15 protein-coding genes and 7 pseudogenes are annotated in these 16,673 nt (G+C 63.5%); 11 read left to right on the forward strand and 11 right to left on the reverse strand.

Annotated features, from left to right (window positions below):
- The first annotated feature begins 70 nt into the window (after positions 1–70).
- The 4 genes and pseudogenes from ACFQH2_RS01390 (at position 71) to ACFQH2_RS01405 (ending at position 2,715) form a co-directional block, all read left to right on the forward strand.
- A complete protein-coding gene (locus ACFQH2_RS01390) occupies positions 71–307 on the forward strand; it encodes a hypothetical protein (protein ID WP_377056112.1) in 237 nt (78 codons plus the stop codon).
- Positions 308–501: 194 nt separating this feature from the next.
- Positions 502–880: pseudogene (locus ACFQH2_RS01395) on the forward strand (helix-turn-helix domain-containing protein).
- A 39-nt stretch (positions 881–919) separates the two neighbouring features.
- Positions 920–1,341: pseudogene (gene hjc, locus ACFQH2_RS01400) on the forward strand (Holliday junction resolvase Hjc); the annotation flags it as partial.
- Positions 1,342–1,402: 61 nt separating this feature from the next.
- Positions 1,403–2,715, forward strand: a pseudogene (locus ACFQH2_RS01405) (cytochrome P450).
- 16 nt (positions 2,716–2,731) lie between these two features.
- Here the strand turns inward: ACFQH2_RS01405 and ACFQH2_RS01410 are convergent.
- Positions 2,732–3,379 (reverse strand): SWIM zinc finger family protein, encoded by a 648-nt coding sequence (locus ACFQH2_RS01410; protein WP_377056118.1) that lies wholly within the window; start codon positions 3,377–3,379, stop codon positions 2,732–2,734.
- 143 nt (positions 3,380–3,522) lie between these two features.
- On the opposite strand from ACFQH2_RS01410, the pseudogene ACFQH2_RS01415 reads away from it, so the two are divergent.
- Positions 3,523–4,610 (forward strand): annotated as a pseudogene (locus ACFQH2_RS01415) (molybdopterin-dependent oxidoreductase).
- Between the two features lie 344 nt (positions 4,611–4,954).
- Here the strand turns inward: ACFQH2_RS01415 and ACFQH2_RS01420 are convergent.
- Together ACFQH2_RS01420 and ACFQH2_RS01425 are read right to left on the reverse strand one after the other, a co-directional pair.
- Positions 4,955–5,293 (reverse strand): Hsp20/alpha crystallin family protein, encoded by a 339-nt coding sequence (locus tag ACFQH2_RS01420; protein WP_377076363.1) that lies wholly within the window; start codon positions 5,291–5,293, stop codon positions 4,955–4,957.
- 266 nt (positions 5,294–5,559) lie between these two features.
- Positions 5,560–6,840, reverse strand: a complete 1,281-nt coding sequence (locus ACFQH2_RS01425; RefSeq protein WP_377076364.1) for a DNA primase regulatory subunit PriL — start codon at positions 6,838–6,840, stop codon at positions 5,560–5,562.
- Between the two features lie 79 nt (positions 6,841–6,919).
- On the opposite strand from ACFQH2_RS01425, the pseudogene ACFQH2_RS01430 reads away from it, so the two are divergent.
- Positions 6,920–7,504 (forward strand): annotated as a pseudogene (locus ACFQH2_RS01430) (hypothetical protein); the annotation flags it as partial.
- A 9-nt stretch (positions 7,505–7,513) separates the two neighbouring features.
- Here ACFQH2_RS01430 and ACFQH2_RS01435 read toward each other — a convergent pair.
- Together ACFQH2_RS01435 and ACFQH2_RS01440 are read right to left on the reverse strand one after the other, a co-directional pair.
- On the reverse strand, positions 7,514–8,473 hold the full coding sequence (locus ACFQH2_RS01435; RefSeq protein ID WP_377056130.1) for a C-terminal binding protein: 960 nt from the start codon (positions 8,471–8,473) through the stop codon (positions 7,514–7,516).
- A gap of 132 nt (positions 8,474–8,605) precedes the next feature.
- Positions 8,606–9,349: a DNA polymerase sliding clamp gene (locus ACFQH2_RS01440; protein ID WP_377056132.1), complete on the reverse strand. Its 744-nt coding sequence runs from the start codon at positions 9,347–9,349 to the stop codon at positions 8,606–8,608.
- A gap of 131 nt (positions 9,350–9,480) precedes the next feature.
- Here ACFQH2_RS01440 and ACFQH2_RS01445 point away from each other — a divergent pair, with 131 nt between their 5' ends.
- Positions 9,481–10,248 carry an SAM-dependent methyltransferase gene (locus ACFQH2_RS01445; RefSeq protein WP_377056134.1) on the forward strand — a complete coding sequence of 256 codons (768 nt, stop codon included), beginning with the start codon at positions 9,481–9,483 and terminating at the stop codon, positions 10,246–10,248.
- Here the strand turns inward: ACFQH2_RS01445 and ACFQH2_RS01450 are convergent.
- From ACFQH2_RS01450 to tatC, 3 genes and pseudogenes are all read right to left on the reverse strand, one after another.
- A complete protein-coding gene (locus tag ACFQH2_RS01450; protein ID WP_377056136.1) occupies positions 10,245–10,421 on the reverse strand; it encodes a ribbon-helix-helix domain-containing protein in 177 nt (58 codons plus the stop codon). The two genes, ACFQH2_RS01445 and ACFQH2_RS01450, sit on opposite strands and share 4 nt — an antisense overlap.
- 93 nt (positions 10,422–10,514) lie before the next feature.
- Positions 10,515–12,338 carry a twin-arginine translocase subunit TatC gene (locus ACFQH2_RS01455; protein WP_377076958.1) on the reverse strand — a complete coding sequence of 608 codons (1,824 nt, stop codon included), beginning with the start codon at positions 12,336–12,338 and terminating at the stop codon, positions 10,515–10,517.
- A 9-nt stretch (positions 12,339–12,347) separates the two neighbouring features.
- Positions 12,348–13,009 (reverse strand): annotated as a pseudogene (tatC, locus tag ACFQH2_RS01460) (twin-arginine translocase subunit TatC); the annotation flags it as partial.
- Between the two features lie 96 nt (positions 13,010–13,105).
- Here tatC and ACFQH2_RS01465 point away from each other — a divergent pair.
- Positions 13,106–14,542, forward strand: a complete 1,437-nt coding sequence (locus tag ACFQH2_RS01465) for a twin-arginine translocase subunit TatC (protein ID WP_377056140.1) — start codon at positions 13,106–13,108, stop codon at positions 14,540–14,542.
- Between the two features lie 74 nt (positions 14,543–14,616).
- On the opposite strand, the gene ACFQH2_RS01470 is transcribed toward ACFQH2_RS01465, so the two are convergent.
- Positions 14,617–15,000, reverse strand: coding sequence for a hypothetical protein (locus ACFQH2_RS01470; protein ID WP_377076365.1), 384 nt, complete (start codon positions 14,998–15,000; stop codon positions 14,617–14,619).
- 198 nt (positions 15,001–15,198) lie between these two features.
- Here ACFQH2_RS01470 and ACFQH2_RS01475 point away from each other — a divergent pair, with 198 nt between their 5' ends.
- From ACFQH2_RS01475 to ACFQH2_RS01485, 3 genes are all read left to right on the forward strand, one after another.
- Positions 15,199–15,426: a histidine phosphatase family protein gene (locus tag ACFQH2_RS01475; RefSeq protein WP_377076366.1), complete on the forward strand. Its 228-nt coding sequence runs from the start codon at positions 15,199–15,201 to the stop codon at positions 15,424–15,426.
- The gene (locus ACFQH2_RS01480; RefSeq protein ID WP_377076367.1) at positions 15,366–15,818 is read left to right on the forward strand and encodes a histidine phosphatase family protein; all 453 of its coding nucleotides are present in this window, start codon (positions 15,366–15,368) and stop codon (positions 15,816–15,818) included. The genes ACFQH2_RS01475 and ACFQH2_RS01480 overlap by 61 nt, the downstream gene beginning before the upstream one ends.
- A gap of 117 nt (positions 15,819–15,935) precedes the next feature.
- Positions 15,936–16,076: a hypothetical protein gene (locus ACFQH2_RS01485; protein ID WP_377056146.1), complete on the forward strand. Its 141-nt coding sequence runs from the start codon at positions 15,936–15,938 to the stop codon at positions 16,074–16,076.
- 4 nt (positions 16,077–16,080) lie between these two features.
- Here ACFQH2_RS01485 and ACFQH2_RS01490 read toward each other — a convergent pair whose 3' ends face one another.
- The gene (locus ACFQH2_RS01490; RefSeq protein WP_377076368.1) at positions 16,081–16,362 is read right to left on the reverse strand and encodes a hypothetical protein; all 282 of its coding nucleotides are present in this window, start codon (positions 16,360–16,362) and stop codon (positions 16,081–16,083) included.
- A 29-nt stretch (positions 16,363–16,391) separates the two neighbouring features.
- A pseudogene (locus ACFQH2_RS01495) lies at positions 16,392–16,637 on the reverse strand (hypothetical protein); the annotation flags it as partial.
- Between the last annotated feature and the right edge of the window lie 36 nt (positions 16,638–16,673).

Below are 16,673 nucleotides of genomic sequence, written 5' to 3' on the forward strand. Positions count from 1 at the left end.
CCGCATGACCGATCCCGTTTCGAGCGTGAATCTGGGTGATTCTTGTGATCGGGCCTCGAACGGCTGAGTGATGAGTGAACCGCTCCGCGTGGCATCCGGCGAACTGAGCATGGACGAACTGGTGGCGACGCTCAACGAGGGCCAGCGAGTGATCGTCGAGACGGAGATGCTCGGTTCGACCTACGACGTAACGCTACGGTTCGACGGCGGGACCTACTACTGTGACACGCCGACAACGCTCCACAAGCACGACGACGAGGCCGAGATGCGGGAGTGTATCCGCCGGTTCGGATACAGCACCGACTGACCGTTGTTCCGGGCGAACAGGCGACATCGCGGCCCACGACGCGGCATGTCGCGCACCCGCCTCGTCCAGCGCCGTGGTAGTGGGGTCGGGGACGAGTCGGGAGTAGCCCCGTTTCGGTTCATAAACCTGTGTCTCAGGCGGTATGATCTGTCGGAAGTGTCCGGTTTTATCTCCCGGTCGCTCTATGTCCAGATATGACCGAGTCTCCTGACCCCAACATGCGGCGTCTGATGGAAGCCGCCGAGCCGGATTTCACCGTCGTGATGTCCTGCGTGTTCGGCGTCAACGAACACGTTACCCGGACATACGTGCGGTTGCTCGACCAGCCTGGAAGCACGGTCGAAGAGCTGCCGACGCGCTGACCGGGATCGGAGCAACGTCAACCGCGCGCTGACGACGTTGCTTGATCTGGGCCTTGCGACGCGCGAGCGCAGACTGCTCGATTCTGGCGGCTACGTCTACCAGTATATGGCCGTCCCGCTCCCGGAAGCAAAGGAGATGCTGAAAGAGGGACTCGACGCGTGGGCGGAGCAGGTCCACGGCGTCATCGAGGAGTTCGAAGAGCAACCCTGACCACGGGGGTTAAGGGAGCGCCGACCCAGCATCTACCCGATGTCGAACGCGAAGGGCGACAGGCGAGAGCGCGAACTCGTGAACGAACTCGACGCCGCCGGTTTCGCCGTGATGCGTGCGCCGGCGAGCGGGAGTGCCACCGACCGGGAGCTACCGGACGTACTGGCTGGCGATGGGGAGACCTTCTACGCTATCGAGGCGAAATCGAGCGCCGGCGATCCGATCTATCTGACCGGCGAAGAGGTCGAGGCGCTGGTGTACTTCGCACAGAACTTCGGGGCGAAGCCACGGATCGGTATCCGGTTCGACCGGGAGGACTGGTACTTTTTCCATCCGGCGGATCTGTACACGACCGACGGGGGAACTACCGGGTGAAAAAGGAGACCGCACTGGCCGACGGGACCGACTTCGACGAACTGACCGGCCACTCCAGTCAGGCCCGACTCGACGACGTCGACGACTGATCTATCAGATATCGTATCTACGTGCGGTTCATGTTTGTGTGGGCTAATATACGGACAAATGCAGCCAAAGCCCCCAGGTCCAAACAACTTCCCGGTAGTCGGGACCACGCCCTACTACTCGCGTGACCCGTTCCGATTCATGTCCGCAGTTCGCGATGCCTACGGTGACGTCGCGACGTTCGACCTCGGGCCACAGGAGACGTATATGGTTTCCTCGCCGAAGCTTGTCCAGCAGGTGCTCGTCGCGGAACCGGACCGCTTCCGAAAGCCCAAGTTCCAGAGCGACGCGATGGAGGACCTGCTGGGCAACGGCCTGTTGCTGAGCGAGGGCACGTTCTGGCAGGAGATGCGCCAGCTGCCCAGCCAGCCTTTGCACCCGAACGGATCAACGAACTGACGGAAATGATGGCCACTCGGGCGGAGCATCTCGTCGACGGCTGGAGCCACGGCGAGGTGCGCGACATGGAAGTCGAGATGGCGACGGTGACCGTCGAGATAATCGTCGACGCGATGTTCGGCACCGAACTCGGGCCGGAGCGAACCCGGACCGTCCAGGAGAACCTGGAGCCGCTGGGTCGCCGGTTCGAGCCGGATCCGCGACGCGCAGTCGTCCCGGACTGGCTGCCAACCGCGGAGAACCGACAGTATCACGCGGCGATAGAGACCCTTGAGGGCGTCATCGACGACGTCGTCGCCGAGCGGACGGCCGAGGGGCTCGACGGCGACGACCTGCTCTCGATCCTGCTCCGTGCGCGCGACGACGGCCAGATAGACGACAAGCAGGTGCGCGACGAGGCCATGACGATGCTGCTCGCCGGCCACGACACGACCGCGCTAACGCTCACCTACGCGCTGTACCTGCTCTCGGAGAACCCGGAGGCCGAGCGCCGGCTTCACGAGGAGGTCGACGACGTGGTCGAGGGCAAGCCCGGAATGGGCGACATCCCGCAACTGGAGTACACGCGCTGGGTGCTCGATGAGGCGATGCGGCTGTACCCGCCGGTGTACACGATGTTCCGACAGCCGACAGAGGACGTCGAACTCGGCGGCTATGCGGTGCCGGAAGGATCGCTGGTCATGTTGCCCCAGTGGGCGGTCCACCGCGATCCGGAGAACTTCGAGGATCCCGAGACGTTCCGACCGGAGCGCTGGGAGTCGCCGTCGAACCCGCAGTTCTCTTACTTCCCGTTCGGTGCCGGGCCGCGAAGCTGTATCGGCAAGCGGTTCTCGCTCGTCGAGGCGACGATGGTACTGGCGTCGATTGCGGATCAGTGGACGCTCGACCGCGTCGACGACGGCCCGCTCGACCTGCGTGGCTCGCTGACGATGCATCCCGCCGACGGGATGGAGATGCGGATCGAGCGCCGCTGACGGACGGTACGACGGCTCAGGCGGTATCGGCGGGCGGCGTCGTCGAGAGCCGCGAGCGGGGGAACGAGTAGACGGTCAGGGAGTCGGGGACCGGCCCGTCCTCGGTCAACTCGAAGGATTGTGGATAGACCACCGAGACCACCGGGTCGTCGGCGTCGTACGCGCGGTTCGAGTAGTGCTCTGCGACGGTCCCGCGTGCCGCGGAGATAGAGACCTCGTCGGCCCGGCGCTCCGAGAGGCCGACGACGAGCAGTCGGTCGCCCATCTCGCGGTCGTACACAGTGTCCCCGACGCCAAGTTCGTGGGTCGGACAGAGGTAGGGTTCGGGTACTGTACGATCCATGAACAGGGTCTCGCCACAGCGCTCGCAGTCGACAGCGATCTGATCGGGCCCCGGAACACGTCCGGCCGTGATCTCGATAGCGACCCGCCGGACGTGTTTGCACCGTTCACCCCTGAAGCGGTGATCCGGGCAGGTACAGCGGCCTGCCGGTAGATCGACGAGATACGATTCGTCGCCCGCGCTGACGACCTCGTAGCTGCCGCGGCCGATCGAACGAACCGACATCCGTTCGGTCAGCGCTCGCCGGGAGCGGTCGTCGAGGTCGTCGATCGGGGCGTCAAGGAGGGCTGCTGACGCGGGTGTGTGTGCAGAGTGCGTCATACCTACAGATAAGGGCTGAACGAGTGTAAGGCTTGTTCAGCCCGTATAAACGCGGAGATCGGCAGATCCACACATCGGTAGCCGACACCGTTTCGTCGTCGCGACCGTATCGTTTTGTCTCGCTAGCACGTACCACAGTTGAGATGGGAGCGAGAGCCAGACTCCGTGACGCGCTCGACCGGTTCGAGCCGCCGCCACGGGCGGTCGACTGGTCGCTGCTGCTGTTCGTCTCCGCGGAGGTCGGTACCGGTCTCGTCTCCTTTACCGTCGGTGTTCCCGAGGGGTGGCCGCTCTTCTGGCTGCACCGCGCGCTCGGCTTCGCTATCGTCGGCCTGCTCGTCTGGAAGCTCGCACGCGTTCGACGGCGACTCACGGATCCGAGCCTGTGGCAGCGGTCGACGGCGCTGTCTGTCCTGACGCTCGTCGCCGCCGTCGGCGCGCTCTCGACGGGGATCCTCTGGGTCTTTGGACTCGACATACGGATCTCCTACTGGACCCTGCTGTCGGTCCACGTTGGGTTCGGGCTCGTGTTGCTCCTGCTCGTAGTTGCACACGCGTCGACGCGGTTCCGGCTCCCTCGCCGAGCCGACTTCGAGCGTCGGCGCACCGTCCTGCGATACACTGTGCTGCTGGGCGCGGGCGCTGCCGCGTATCGGCTTCAACAGGGCGTCAACGAGCTGCTCGATACCGCCGGTTCGGATCGTCGGTTCAGCGGCTCACAGCCGCGGGAGGGCGACGGAAACGGCGCGTTCCCGATCACGTCGTGGGTCGCCGACGATCCCGATCCGATCGACCGGGAGTCGTACCGGCTACAGGTCGACGGGCAGTCGCCAACCCCATCGAACTCGACGCCGAGGAGTTGGCCGCGGGCCACGAGACGGAAGCGCTGCTCGACTGCACCAGCGGCTGGTACACGGTCCAGGAGTGGCGCGGGATCCGGGTCAGCGACCTGCTGGACGCGGCCGGCGAAATCGACGAGGAAGCGGCCTACGTCAGGTTCGTCTCGGTCACCGGCTACCGGTGGAGTCTCCCGCTCGCGGAGGCGGAGGACGCCCTGCTCGCGACGCACGTCGGCGAGGAGCGGTTGAGCCACGGACACGGCGCGCCGGCCCGACTTATCGCGCCCGGTCGGCGCGGGTTCCAGTGGGTGAAATGGGTGACGCACATCGAGGTCCGCTCGGAATACGACGCCGGACAGTGGGTGGTGACGCTGACCAGTGGATTCGACTGAGGGGGCCGTCGTATCGACCTTGTCGAGCGCCGTCTCGAAGTGCTCGGCCGTGACCTCTATCTCCTCGACGCTCGCGTCGCTCTCCGCCTCCAGAACGTACTGCCGGACGGCGATCTGGGCCGCCTCTCGACAGACCGCCTCGATGTCCGCGCCGACGAAGCCGTCCGTCCCCCGTCTCGGCCGCTGATCTCGACGAAGTCACCGCTGCTGACGCCCAGTTCACCCAGTACTTCACGGTCGATGACAGCCATTCCGCTACCGGGATCGAGGTTTTTGAGTTGCTTCACTGTCAGTTGCATGCTGATCACCCCTGAAAAATTCGATACGGTCGGACGACAACGCGATCAGGCCTGGATCTCGATCTCTTTGCCGGTGACCTCACTACCGGTCTCGACCGGCAGTCGCACTTCGAGGATGCCGTTCGTATACTGGGCTTCGATCTCGTCGTCGTTGACCGTCTTCGGGAACCGGAACCGCCGGTGATAGGTCCGGCGCTCGCCGCGTCGTTCGTCCTCTTGCTCGCCGGCGATGTTGAGAACTCCATCGTCCCACGAGACGTCGATCTCTCTGGGATCGAAGCCCGGCATCTCGACGCTCAGGACGAACTCGTCGTCCTCTTCGTACAGTTCGAAGTCGTTACTACCGGTTCTGAAGAGTCGACTCGGGAAATCCAGGGATTGCATCCAGGAACTGGCTGGTCCGCTCTGCATGGCTGATCACCAGTGTTACGAGTAAAGATATGCACGCGGTTCGTAATAAATATTGTTAAATTTTGTCTACTAATAGATAGTGTAAACATTGGGAGTTCCCGACCTCAGCGGATTCGCGCCTCAGTGCCGGGATTTCGGCAATCGCCGACGTGGGGCGGTTGCTCCGGGGGTTCCGGAAACGGGTTCTCGGAAGCCGATACAGTGCCTTCGAAGCGCTTTTGATCGGCCCGTGGGTTCGATCAGGTATGGATATCGAGCGGGAACGAGTGATCGAGATCGTCGGCGCCGTCGGAGCAGTTGCGCTGATGATCGCTACGATGGTGTTCGTCGGGTCGACTTACGCGACAGAGGGCGCACTGACCGAGCAGGGCGGAATAATGCTCGTCGGTAGCGTGATCTTCTTCATTCTGCTGATGGCGGGAGTCGGCGTACTGCTGGCGTACAAGGTCAGCGGCGAAGAGGAAGAATCCGACGAAGATCCCGATCTCAGTCTCGAGCAGTAGACTCGGCGGCGTCGAGGCGCTCGCCGTAGTAGGTGAGCGGATGATCGATCTCTGAACATAGCTCGTCCTTGTCGACGCAGATTCCGAAGGCGTCCATCGTCGCACAGCAGGCGGCGGATACTCGCCCGCCCCGTCTTCTCCCAGATGTGCGGCCTGATAGCGGGTGGCTTCGCCGTCGGCGGACTCGCCGGTGGAGAGGTCGGCGACTTCCTCGGGCGACAGCCCAAGACTCGCCAGAAAGGCAGTGAGCGCGAACCGGCCCGGTGGATCGAGGTCCTCGCCCTCGTCGACCCGGTCGAGCAGCGCGCGCATACACGGCGGGAACAGGTCGGGGCGGACGGCATCGAAGTCAGTGCTGAGTTGGCGGTCAGCGAGCGAGTCGTCGATCCGGCCGACGGCTTCGTCGAGACCCGTCGCGATGGCCTCCGGAACTGCAAGGGGAAGCCCCTCGGCGATCCGGTCGCGGATCGCCTGCTGGAGCAGGTCGTGCAGTTCGGTCTCCTCGACCGGTACGGTCCCGTCCGAGAGCGCCCGGTTGACAAGCCGCCAGTCCTCGCCGTCTAGATCAGCCGCAAGTCGGAGATACCGACCGACTGCAACCCGGTAGCCCTCGGTCGTCTCCTCGATATCATCGTTCAGATCGAACTCTGCGAGGAGGCGGTCGACCGAGAGGCGCTCGCCGCTGGTGCTTTTGAGCTGATCGTCCGCGGAGAGATCCGCCTCGAACCGCTCGCGAGCGGCGGCCGCTTCCGCGTGAGCGTATTTGCGGATCAGCACGTGTTCGTCGACGAGCGAGACCAGCACGCGGGCGATGGGGTAGGAGAGCAACTCGACGCGGCTGCGACGGTGGGACTCGCCGATCGTACCCTCTCTCAGCGCGGCGTCGACGCGCTCGACGGCCCGTTCGACGGCGGTCGCGCCGTCCCGGTTCACGAGTTCGACCAGGTCGACCTCGGCCGCCTCAACGGCCTCGCGGGCATCGTCGAGGAAGGGGTACCGCGCGTAGAGGCGCTTCATCGCTCCCGGATTGCGGTTGCGGTAGGATAAAACGACCGATCCGACAACCATTTTTGTTAACGACGTCCTATGGAGGGGTGTGACGTCGTATTTCGCGTATCCGTGTCCCGGCTGCCGGACGACGAACAACCTCCACGAGCCGGACTGCCGATTCTCGGGGACGGAGTGGCGCGAGATCGAACACGCGTACACCGCGATTCTGGCCGTCCTGTCGGCCGAGCCGTGCGCCGAGTCGGCGCTCCGGGAGACAGTCGACGCGCGCTGGAGTGGCCTCCACGCCGCGGCACTCGATCAGTTACAGCGCGAACACCGCGTCCGCGAGGCCGACGGCGTGCTGGAGCTACTGACGCCCGAAGAGCGCAAAGAACGCGTCAGCACGCCCACACACGACCCCGTCAAGACGATTTACGAGGAGGGCTCCGTACCTGGCTGTCACGACAACAGCATCTTCGCGTTGATCGCCTGGTTCGAGATGGTCGGTCTGGACTGGCCCGAGACCCGCGAGAACGTCATCGACTGGCTCCACGAGAGCGGCACGTGGGCCCGCGGCGGGTTCGAGGAGTCCTCGCCGGAGGAACTCGTCGACACGAAAGAGCACGTCCACGAGGAGGGCTACGGCTGGAAGGAGAAAGCGGTCGCAGCAAAACGAGTGATCGACGGCCACTGGGCCGGGCTACCAGCCTTTCGGCTCGACCGTGTTCTCGGGCTCTTCGCCCTGCAGCGCGCGCAGCACGTCTCCTGAAACGATCTCGTTTAGATCCTGATGCGAGTCCGCCGAGTACCACGCTGCGTGGGGCGTGAGCACGACATCGTCCCGCTCCAGTAGCGGCGAGCCAGTCGGTGGCTCCTTTTCGAGGACATCGAGGCCCGCACCGAAGATATCGCGGTCAACGAGTGCCTCGTACAGCGCTTCCTCGTCGATGATCCCGCCCCGGCCGACGTTGACGACGATGGCGTGGTCGGCCAGTGTGTCGAAGGCGTCGGCATCGAACATGTGGTGGGTCTCCTCGGTCAGCGGTGCGTGGATCGTCACCGCGTCGGAGCGTTCGAGCAGTTCGTCGAACTCGACGATGTCGGCGTCGTACTCGTCGGCGACCTCCTGGTCGACGTACGGGTCGTAGACGACGAGGTCGAGATCGAACCCTTCGGTGAGTTCGGCGATTCGACGGGCGATCGTCCCGAACGAGACGATGCCGAGGGTCGAACCGTAAAACCGCGGGAACGGACGGTCCGGCATCCAGTTCCACTCCTCGTCTTTCACTTCACGGTCGTACTCGACGAGCGTCCGGCGACATGCAAGGAGGAGCGAGAAGGCGTGGGTCGAAACCTCGTTGGTCGAGTAGCCGGGGACGTTGACGACTGGAATCCCGGCCGCTTCGCAGGCTTCGACGTCGACGTTGTCGAAGCCAGTCCCGGCTCTTGCGACGATCTCAAGACTGTCGAGTTGATCGATCAGATCGGCACCGACGGCCGTGTTCACGTCGAGGATCACTGCGTTCGGATCGGCCTCGACGATGGCGTCTGCGTCGCCCGTCTCGATAGGGACGAGTTCATGATCGATCGATGAGAGCTGTTCACTGATTACGTCTTCTTTAATAAACGGCGTGTTGCTGACTGCGATTGACTTTGTCATAGATTCTTCACGGAAGATGGTTATTTACGTCGCGATTTGCGGTTGTTTTACCGCTCGACGTGGTCGTATGTGGTGTGTGGAGAGTAATAAATGGTCGTCTTCAACCCAGCGAGTGAGAACTGGCAGCAGGCCTCAGTCCGACTGGATCCGCGGAGCGAGCATGAAGGTGACGTTGCCATTGCCCTCGGCGATATCGAAGTGAAGTTTTACGGGGAACTCCTCGCCGAGTTCCATCGTCACTTCGCCGTCGTTGGCGATCGCTTTGTTCATATCCTTGAGATAGTCGAGGCTGAACAGCGACTCTGCGTCACCAGGCTGGAGATCGATCAGGTCCTCCTCGTCGAGTTCGAGGTGGACGTCGTCGGTGTCTCCGGCCGCCTGCACGTAGAACTGTTCGTCGGCCGCGTCGACCCCCAGCGCGATGTGATCGGAGACCATATCGGCGGCTTTCACCGCACGGTCGATATCCTTCCCCTCGATGACGACCTCCGCGGGGAGATCCAGATCCGGGATGTCGGGCTCCTGGCGGATCGAGTCGGGGTCGATCAGCGCGAGGGTGTACTCCAGTCCGTCGATCTGGATGTGAAGTTTGCGTGTCTCCTCGTCGAGTTCGAGTTCGATAAGCTGACCGGAGTCGGCCATCCCGGCGATATCTTCGAGTCGAGTGAGGTTGACACCGATCAGGCCGCCATCAGCCTCGTAGGACTCGAACGCCACCGCGTCGAGCGAGAGGTCGACCATGCCGACGTTGGCCGGATCGACCGCACGAATAGAGATGCCGTCCTCGTCGAGATGGATCTTACACTCGTCTACCAGCACGCTCACGGAGTCGAGTGCCGTTTTGAGCGTCTCCGCGCTAACGATCGCCTTGAACATATACCAACAGTTTGTAGCCCCACCCCATAAAAACCCACGCGTTCGCGCTCGCGCGTAGGGCAGAGCGCCCGGAGATGGAACACGGCAAGCGAAGTGCGTATACGGCCGGCCGGACAAATAGAGACAATCAGATGGCGCGGAAAGACAAATACTACAATCGGGCGAAACAGCAGGGCTACCGCTCGCGTTCGGCGTTCAAGCTCAAACAGCTAGACCGCGACGAGAACCTTCTCGGCGAGGGTGACGTGGTTGTCGACCTCGGTGCCGCCCCCGGCGGGTGGATGGAGGTCGCGGCGGAGGAAGTCGGCGAGGAGGGAACGGTGATCGGCGTCGACCGCCAGCGGATCGACGATATCGAGTCCGAAGCGACCGTCAAGACGGTTCGCGGGGATATGACCGAAGAGGACACCCGCGAGCAGGTCCGCGACGTCGCAGGCGACGTCGACACCGTTATCTCCGACATGGCACCGAACATGACCGGCGAGTACCACCTCGACGCCGCCCGTTCGGCCCACCTCGCGCGGATGGCCTTCGAGACGGCGCTCGACGTGCTCGACAGCGGCGGCGACCTCGCAGTGAAGATCTTCCAGGGCCAGGATCTGGAACCGCTTCGCGAGGACATCGACGAGGAGTTCAAATACGTCCGGACGATGACACCGGACGCCTCCCGTGACGAGTCTTCCGAGGTCTACCTCGTCGCGAAGGAACGACTGACCGCACCGGTCCGAGCGGGCGAGGAACTGACCGTGACCATCGAGGACGTCGGGAGCGAGGGCGACGGCATCACCAGCGTCGATGGTTTTCGGCTGTTCGTCCCGGATACCGAGATCGGTGAGACCGTCGACGTGCGGGTCGACGCGGTCAAATCGCAGTTCGGCTTCGCGGAACGGATCGACTAGTCCTCGGAATCCAGGCGGCCGTGACGCTCGTCGATCTCGTCGAGAATATCGAGGTTCTTTCTAACCGAGGCGCGGATCGCCTCGCTACGGTTCACGTACTTGCCGTCCTCCCCGACGTGGTCGTCGAGGTCATCGAGTAGTTCCGCCGGAACCTCGACGCTGATCTTTGGCATACGAGAGGATACTCGCGGCCCCTAATGAGAATGGCGACTGTCACTACCGAGAGCAGACGGACTGTCGATTATGAGACGGTTCGCAGGGATCGATCAGGACGGCGTCTCCCCACGCCGGCCGATCTTCCGTCGCGGCAGTGTGAGCACCCAGAGGATCGCAAGCCCGATCAGGTAGGCAAGAGCGGTCGGGATAGCGAGCAACATCATGGTGAACAGCCCACCGGGCGAGAACGCCGCCGAGAGCGCGAAGACGGTGATGGTGACGATCCGCCAGCGGTCGTACATCGACTCGAACGAGATGATGTCGTTCCGGGCAAACAGCCACATCGTCATGGGGATGTTCGCGAGCAACCCGATCCCAGCGGTGAGGAAGAACACCATCCAGAAGAAGTTTCTCAGCCGGAACGCTACGACCACGCCGGCGTCGATGGCGTCAGTCACCAGATAGGAGATGATCCCCGGCGCGATGACGAAGAAGCCAAGCAGGCTCCCGCCGATCAGGCTGGCGAACAGGTAGATACCCCAGGCGTAGAACACGCTACGGGAGCCACCTTCGCTGCTGACGAGCCCACGTTCTTCGAGCGCTGGCCAGGCGTAGTAGAGGATCATCGGGAGCACGGCTACCAGGGCGATAATGCTGCTGACCTGCACCTCGAAGATCAGCACTTCGACGGGATGGAGCGCGATGACCTCGTCGGTCGCCGAGAACGCCTCGTTGACCTCGACGCCCGGTAGATAGGTCGGGCGGGTGATCCCTGCCGCGGTGGCCTGCTGGACGTCAGTCCGTAGCTCCGCCGGCACGCGGGCGAGGAACTGCTCGCGGATCGTTCCGATCCCGCCGGAGTAGAGCCACATGAACAGGCCGACGAAGACGACGGTGAAGACGCCGAAGATGCGGAACACTTTCGATGTGAGGCTCTCGACGATAAACCGCATATCGTAGAAGTAGCCGCCGAGTTCCTCCTCGTCGGTGTCTTCCTCCAGGAACGGGTTGAGCATCCCGGTTGCGGTGTCGGTGACGACGTTCGAGGAGTCGTCCTCCTGAACGCCGGCGGTGGCCGCGTCGTCGCTCTCGCCCGCGGCCGGTTCGGCCTCCTGAATCTCGTCGAACCGGTCGAGGATCGCTTGCGCTTTCTCCGGCTGGTCGTCCTCCATCGCCGTCTGTGCGATGCCGACCGCCTCGTCCTCGGTCAGATCGAGGAACGGTTCCGGCGGTGCCGCTCTGACCCCGCCGGCATCGAGTTCTGCGAGGTCGATTTCGGCCGGGGCGGCCGCCTCGTGTGCCTCCTCGACTTCGTCGAACCGGTCGAGGATGGCCTGCGCTTTCTCCGGCCGGTCGTCCTCCATCGCCGCCTCTGCGAGGCCGAGCGCCTCGTCTTCGGTCAGGTCGATGAACGGTTCCGGCGGTGCCGCTCTGATCCCACCGGCATCGAGTTCCGCGAGATCGATTTCGGCCGGTTTGCCGGCGCTCGCGGGAGCGGGGCCGCCGACGCCGCGCTCGGAGTACTTCGGCTGGACGGGCGCTTTGAGCACCTGCAGCGTGTAGTAGGCGACGCCGAGCAGGCCCGTGAAGACGGCGACCTGCAGCGCAATGACGGCCTGGTCGACCGTCTCACCGGCAGTGAGTTCACCGCCGGGACGAAGCAGTTCGGGGAGTCGTGGAAGCAGTTGCTGATTGAGCAGTTCGATCCCACCCAGCGAGAGAAAGGCGAACGCGGCGGCGAAGACACCGACCACGGCGACGCCGAGTGTCAGTGCCTTCCGGCGGAAATTCCCGGAGTCGACGGCGTCGGGTGCCTGTCCGGCCCGCTTGACGTTCGTGATCACCTTGGCGAGACCGAGACTGGCCGCGTACAGCGTCACGAGCGGGACGCCCCACATGATCTGGGTGAAGGGGTCCGGCGGCGAGAAGATCATCCCGAAGACGAAGATGCCCAGAACCGCGTACTTCCACTTGTCGCGGAACGTCTCATACGAGACGATTTCGGTGTACGAAAGCACGGCCATCACGAGCGGGAGTTGGGCCGCGAGACCGAACGAGAGTGTCAACAGGATGATGAACTCGGTGTATCTGACGATACCGTAGCTGGCTTGATCCCCGCGTTCGTCGCGTTCGTCGCGAGGAACTCGAACATGAACGGGAAGAAGAATGCGTAGGCGTAGACGATACCGCCGACGAACAGTGTGAGAATGGCGAGAGCGAAACCGGCGATCCGGCGTTGATTGATCGGGACCGCGTCTTCGGCGCGTTCGAGGATTGCCTCACGGCCGTAGTAGAGGATCACCGGGAGCGTAAACAGCGCACCGACGACTAGCCCGATCTTGATCTGTAGGAGGATGACGTCGAAGGGAGTCCGGACGACGATATCAGTGTTGGCGGCGACCGCCTCGCTCATCCGGGACTTCGTGTTGGCTTCGAGAAAGTTCCAGACGTAGATCCGCATCGCCCAGATCGTCCCCATCATCCCGATAACAAAGGCGATAAACGCCTTCTGGAGATGCTTCTGTGCGCCAGTGAGAATCCCACCGATCGTCTCGCGCCCCTCGGCGATCGTCTGGGCCGTGTCGTCGTCGACGGCCGAACTCATAGACTACCGGGACTTGACCGCTTGCCGTTATCAATCTTCTTCTCCGGGTTTGCAGTAAAAAGGCCTATAACGGATCGTGGCCCTACATTCGATCAGATGGGCGAGGATCCGACCGAGCAAGAAGACGAGGACCTCCCCGACGACGAGACGCAGGACGCTTCCGGACCCGACTCGTCGCCGGATAGCGACGCTACTCCCGATAGATCGGGCGCAGAGAGTGATCCCGATTCCGCCGCGGACGAGCAAGAGACCGGTGACGACGGCGCGGACTCCGCCGGAAACGGCTCCGGCGACGAGAACGCGGCCGCGGAGAACTGGGACAGTCGATCAAAGCCCCCGTGGCAAGAGAACGCCGAAGCGGACGGCGACGCCACGGGCGGCGAGGCGTCCGACGGCGAGACCGAATCGGACGACGACGCCACGAGCGACGCGCACGCAGACTCCGAGGACGACGAGGAGCGGGCACCGGACGATGAAGTCGGGGATGAAGAGCCAACACCGGACGCCGACGAGTCGGTAGAGCACGAGACCGACTCCGACGAGGAGTCGGAAGCGGGCGACGACGACCCCGTAGATGCCGAGACCGACTCAACCGAAGAGTCGGAGCCGACCGACGAGGTCGACGAAGGATCGGAGCATAGCGACGAGGAACCCGAACCGGACGACGAAGCCGAAGACGAGTCCGAGACGGGCGTCAAAACGGCACACGATCCTGACGCGGACACGGCAGGCGCGGCGCGGACTGACGGGAGCCACGCGACGACGGAGTTGCCCGCTCACGAGAGAGACGACGACTACGCCCCCGAGACGCCGCCGGACGACGAGGAGATGCCGCTGACCGAACACATCGAGGAGATGATCCAGCGGCTCGCAGTCGTGCTGTTCGCGGCCGCAATCGTGACCCTGGCCCTCTTCCCGTTCGCATCGGACGTCATCATCTACATGTGGTTCGACGTCCTGCCGCAGGCCGAAATCGCGAGACCACACGTCTACGGGCCGCTGGAGTTGAAGCTGACCGAGCTGAAGCTTGCGAGCATCGGCGGGCTAACCCTCGCACTACCGATTGGAGTCTACCAGACGTACCTGTTCATGCGGCCCGGGCTGTACCCCCACGAACGGCGGTACTACCTCGCTGCCATACCGACCAGCCTCGTACTCGCCGTCGTCGGGATGGCGTTTGCGTACTTCCTCATCCTGCCCGGTCTGTTCGAGTACTTCCTGTACTACTCCAACGGCGCCGAGGAGATGTTCGTCGCCTTCGGGCTGAGTGATACCTTCGGGCTCATCCTGACGATGCTCGGGCTGATGGCGATCGTGTTCCAGATTCCGTTGTTGATCATGCTGGCGATCATGATGGGGCTCACCTCGCGGGAGTGGCTCATCGAGAACCGACTGTACTTCTGGGGCGCGTTCCTCGGCGTCGCGTTCCTGTTCAGCCCCGATCCGACCGGGATGGCCCCGCTACTCGTCGCGATTACGATGGTCGGACTGTTCGAGGGGACGCTGCAGTTGGTCAAGTGGACCGGTAGATAATCGAGACGGAACACCCAGAGAGCCGTCCGTCGTTTGCGCTCGCCCAGGACGTTATCGCTGCCCGTTCTCGTTGATCAGAGAGGTATCCGCGACGTCCGGGGGCGGGTCCGCTGAAGGGCGTAGTCGATGGCCTCTTCGATGTTTTCAGGACCGTCATACACGCCGTCGAATAGCTTCATAAACTCGTGAGCGATCTCTTCGGAGCGGTCGCGGGTGGTCACGGCGCGCACTTCCCCTGACTCCGAGAGTTCGGTGTAGGGAAACAGCGTCACGAAGACGGTGTACGTGCCTCTGTCACCGCTCTCGGCTTCGGGGAACGCGACGTGGATCCGGACGTCGCCCGAATCGTGTACGTAGCCGACGTACTTCGGGTCGTTCCCCGACCGACGTGCGAGTCGGTCGTACCGCTCGTCTCGACTCCACTCGTCTGGTAGCTCCGCGTCGTCCATCGATACCATCGAGTACAGCCAGTATAACCAGTGTATAGAATCACCCAATATTCGCCCGTCCGTGTAGTGTTTCTCCACGAATATCTGATTCGGTCGCACATTGGCTGAAGAACTGGCCGAACGTTTAGAGAAGCCAATCGATACGGCCGGTCCGTCGGTTCTTCCCCGACAGAAGATACTTTTCGCCAGCGTCCAAACGGAGCGACGATGGGTACGGTCGTGCTGGTCCGCCACGGCGAGACGGAGTGGAACGACGAGCAGCGGGTACAGGGCTGGGCCCCAGTCGGCCTGAACGAGCGGGGACGGGTGCAGGGGCCGCGCTCGGCCAGCATCTCGCAGACAGGTACGATGTCGACCGGATCGTTGCGTCGGATTTGCGGCGCACAGTCGAGACGCTCCGGGAAATACGGCGTGCGGTGGACGTCGACGACGTGACGACCAGTCGTGCGTGGCGCGAGCGGGACTTCGGCGTCCTGCAGGGTCTCGGCTACGAGGCGCTCTTCCATGGCTACCCGGAGTACTCCGTCGTCGAGGCCGGTTACGCGGGGGCCGAGGCGAGGCCGGAGGGTGGCGAAAGCTGGATAGATTTCCGCGAGCGGGTGCTCGATGCCTGGGACGCGCTCCAGGCCGAGGTCGACGACGAAACGGTCGTCGTCGTAACCCACGGCGGGCCGATACACGTCGTTCTCGGAGAGTTGCGGGGGCTGGATATCATCGAGTCGATTGCCGACATCGACGTCGGCAACTGTGCGGTGACCGAGATAGAAATCGACGGCACCGTGGCGATACTCGGCCGGGAGTGCGTCGTGGCACATCTCGACGAGTGAGCGGTCATCGTTGGTGCTCGAAGATAGCTCCACCCTGCTCGTAGACGGTCTGCAGGGCGCTATCCTGCTCGCCGCGGCCACAACGGTTTTATCCCCGCCGTTCCCCCGTTCGAGGAGATGAGCGAGTACTACGTGACGCTCGAGGGCGACCAGGTCGCGGGACCGTTCGAGACCCGCACCGATGCGAAACGCTACGCGGACGAGAACAACACGAACGAAGTCGGGTTGACCTACACGGTCGAACGAATACGCGAGTGACGACTCACTCGGTCGCGTCCGCGTACATCCCCGCGACGGGCGTCCAGTCGTACTTCCGGTAGCTGACGCTGGGGCGTTCGTTCTCGGGGACGACCTCGTGGCGATGCAGGAGGTCGTAGACTCCGTCCCGACCGCCGAAGTCGCCGCGGTACCAGAGGAGAAGCCGCGGGACCGAGACGGTGCCGGCGTCAGGGTCGTACTCGGCCTCCGTTTCGAGATACGACGCGGTGGCGATATCGAGTTCCTCGTCGATCCGGTCGGCGTGATAGCTACGAATGGGGGACAACTCGACGCGCCACAGTTGACCGCGAAGTGGATCCGATACTCGACCTCGGAGAGTCGGTGCCGGCGCTCGAACTCGTCTCGGAACAGCGACGGAAGGTAGCCGAGGCCGTACTTCGACATGGAGGCGCGGAGGATCCCGTGTTCCATATCGTCGAGGCTCCGGGGGTGGCGGCGACGACGAACCGCCGGTCGCCGAAGAACGCGCGCTTGTCGTCGAGCGGATCCGAAAGCTCCTGGAGTCCGATCTGAGCGGCCGCGTTGTAGCAGTTGATCCAGAACGCCTTCAGGGCATCCTGATCGTCGCCCAGTCGA

This window comes from Natronoarchaeum sp. GCM10025703, assembly GCF_042661985.1.
In the GTDB taxonomy this organism is placed as follows: Archaea; Halobacteriota; Halobacteria; order Halobacteriales; family Natronoarchaeaceae; genus Natranaeroarchaeum.

Coding starts and splice junctions, on each gene's coding strand:
- ACFQH2_RS01390 (WP_377056112.1), top strand. CDS start 71: ATGAGTGAACCGCTCCGCGTGGCATCCGGCGAACTGAGCATGGACGAA.
- ACFQH2_RS01410 (WP_377056118.1), bottom strand. CDS start 3,379: ATGACGCACTCTGCACACACACCCGCGTCAGCAGCCCTCCTTGACGCC.
- ACFQH2_RS01420 (WP_377076363.1), bottom strand. CDS start 5,293: ATGCAATCCCTGGATTTCCCGAGTCGACTCTTCAGAACCGGTAGTAAC.
- ACFQH2_RS01425 (WP_377076364.1), bottom strand. CDS start 6,840: ATGAAGCGCCTCTACGCGCGGTACCCCTTCCTCGACGATGCCCGCGAG.
- ACFQH2_RS01435 (WP_377056130.1), bottom strand. CDS start 8,473: ATGACAAAGTCAATCGCAGTCAGCAACACGCCGTTTATTAAAGAAGAC.
- ACFQH2_RS01440 (WP_377056132.1), bottom strand. CDS start 9,349: ATGTTCAAGGCGATCGTTAGCGCGGAGACGCTCAAAACGGCACTCGAC.
- ACFQH2_RS01445 (WP_377056134.1), top strand. CDS start 9,481: ATGGCGCGGAAAGACAAATACTACAATCGGGCGAAACAGCAGGGCTAC.
- ACFQH2_RS01450 (WP_377056136.1), bottom strand. CDS start 10,421: ATGCCAAAGATCAGCGTCGAGGTTCCGGCGGAACTACTCGATGACCTC.
- ACFQH2_RS01455 (WP_377076958.1), bottom strand. CDS start 12,338: ATGATCTTCTCGCCGCCGGACCCCTTCACCCAGATCATGTGGGGCGTC.
- ACFQH2_RS01465 (WP_377056140.1), top strand. CDS start 13,106: ATGGGCGAGGATCCGACCGAGCAAGAAGACGAGGACCTCCCCGACGAC.
- ACFQH2_RS01470 (WP_377076365.1), bottom strand. CDS start 15,000: ATGGTATCGATGGACGACGCGGAGCTACCAGACGAGTGGAGTCGAGAC.
- ACFQH2_RS01475 (WP_377076366.1), top strand. CDS start 15,199: ATGGGTACGGTCGTGCTGGTCCGCCACGGCGAGACGGAGTGGAACGAC.
- ACFQH2_RS01485 (WP_377056146.1), top strand. CDS start 15,936: ATGAGCGAGTACTACGTGACGCTCGAGGGCGACCAGGTCGCGGGACCG.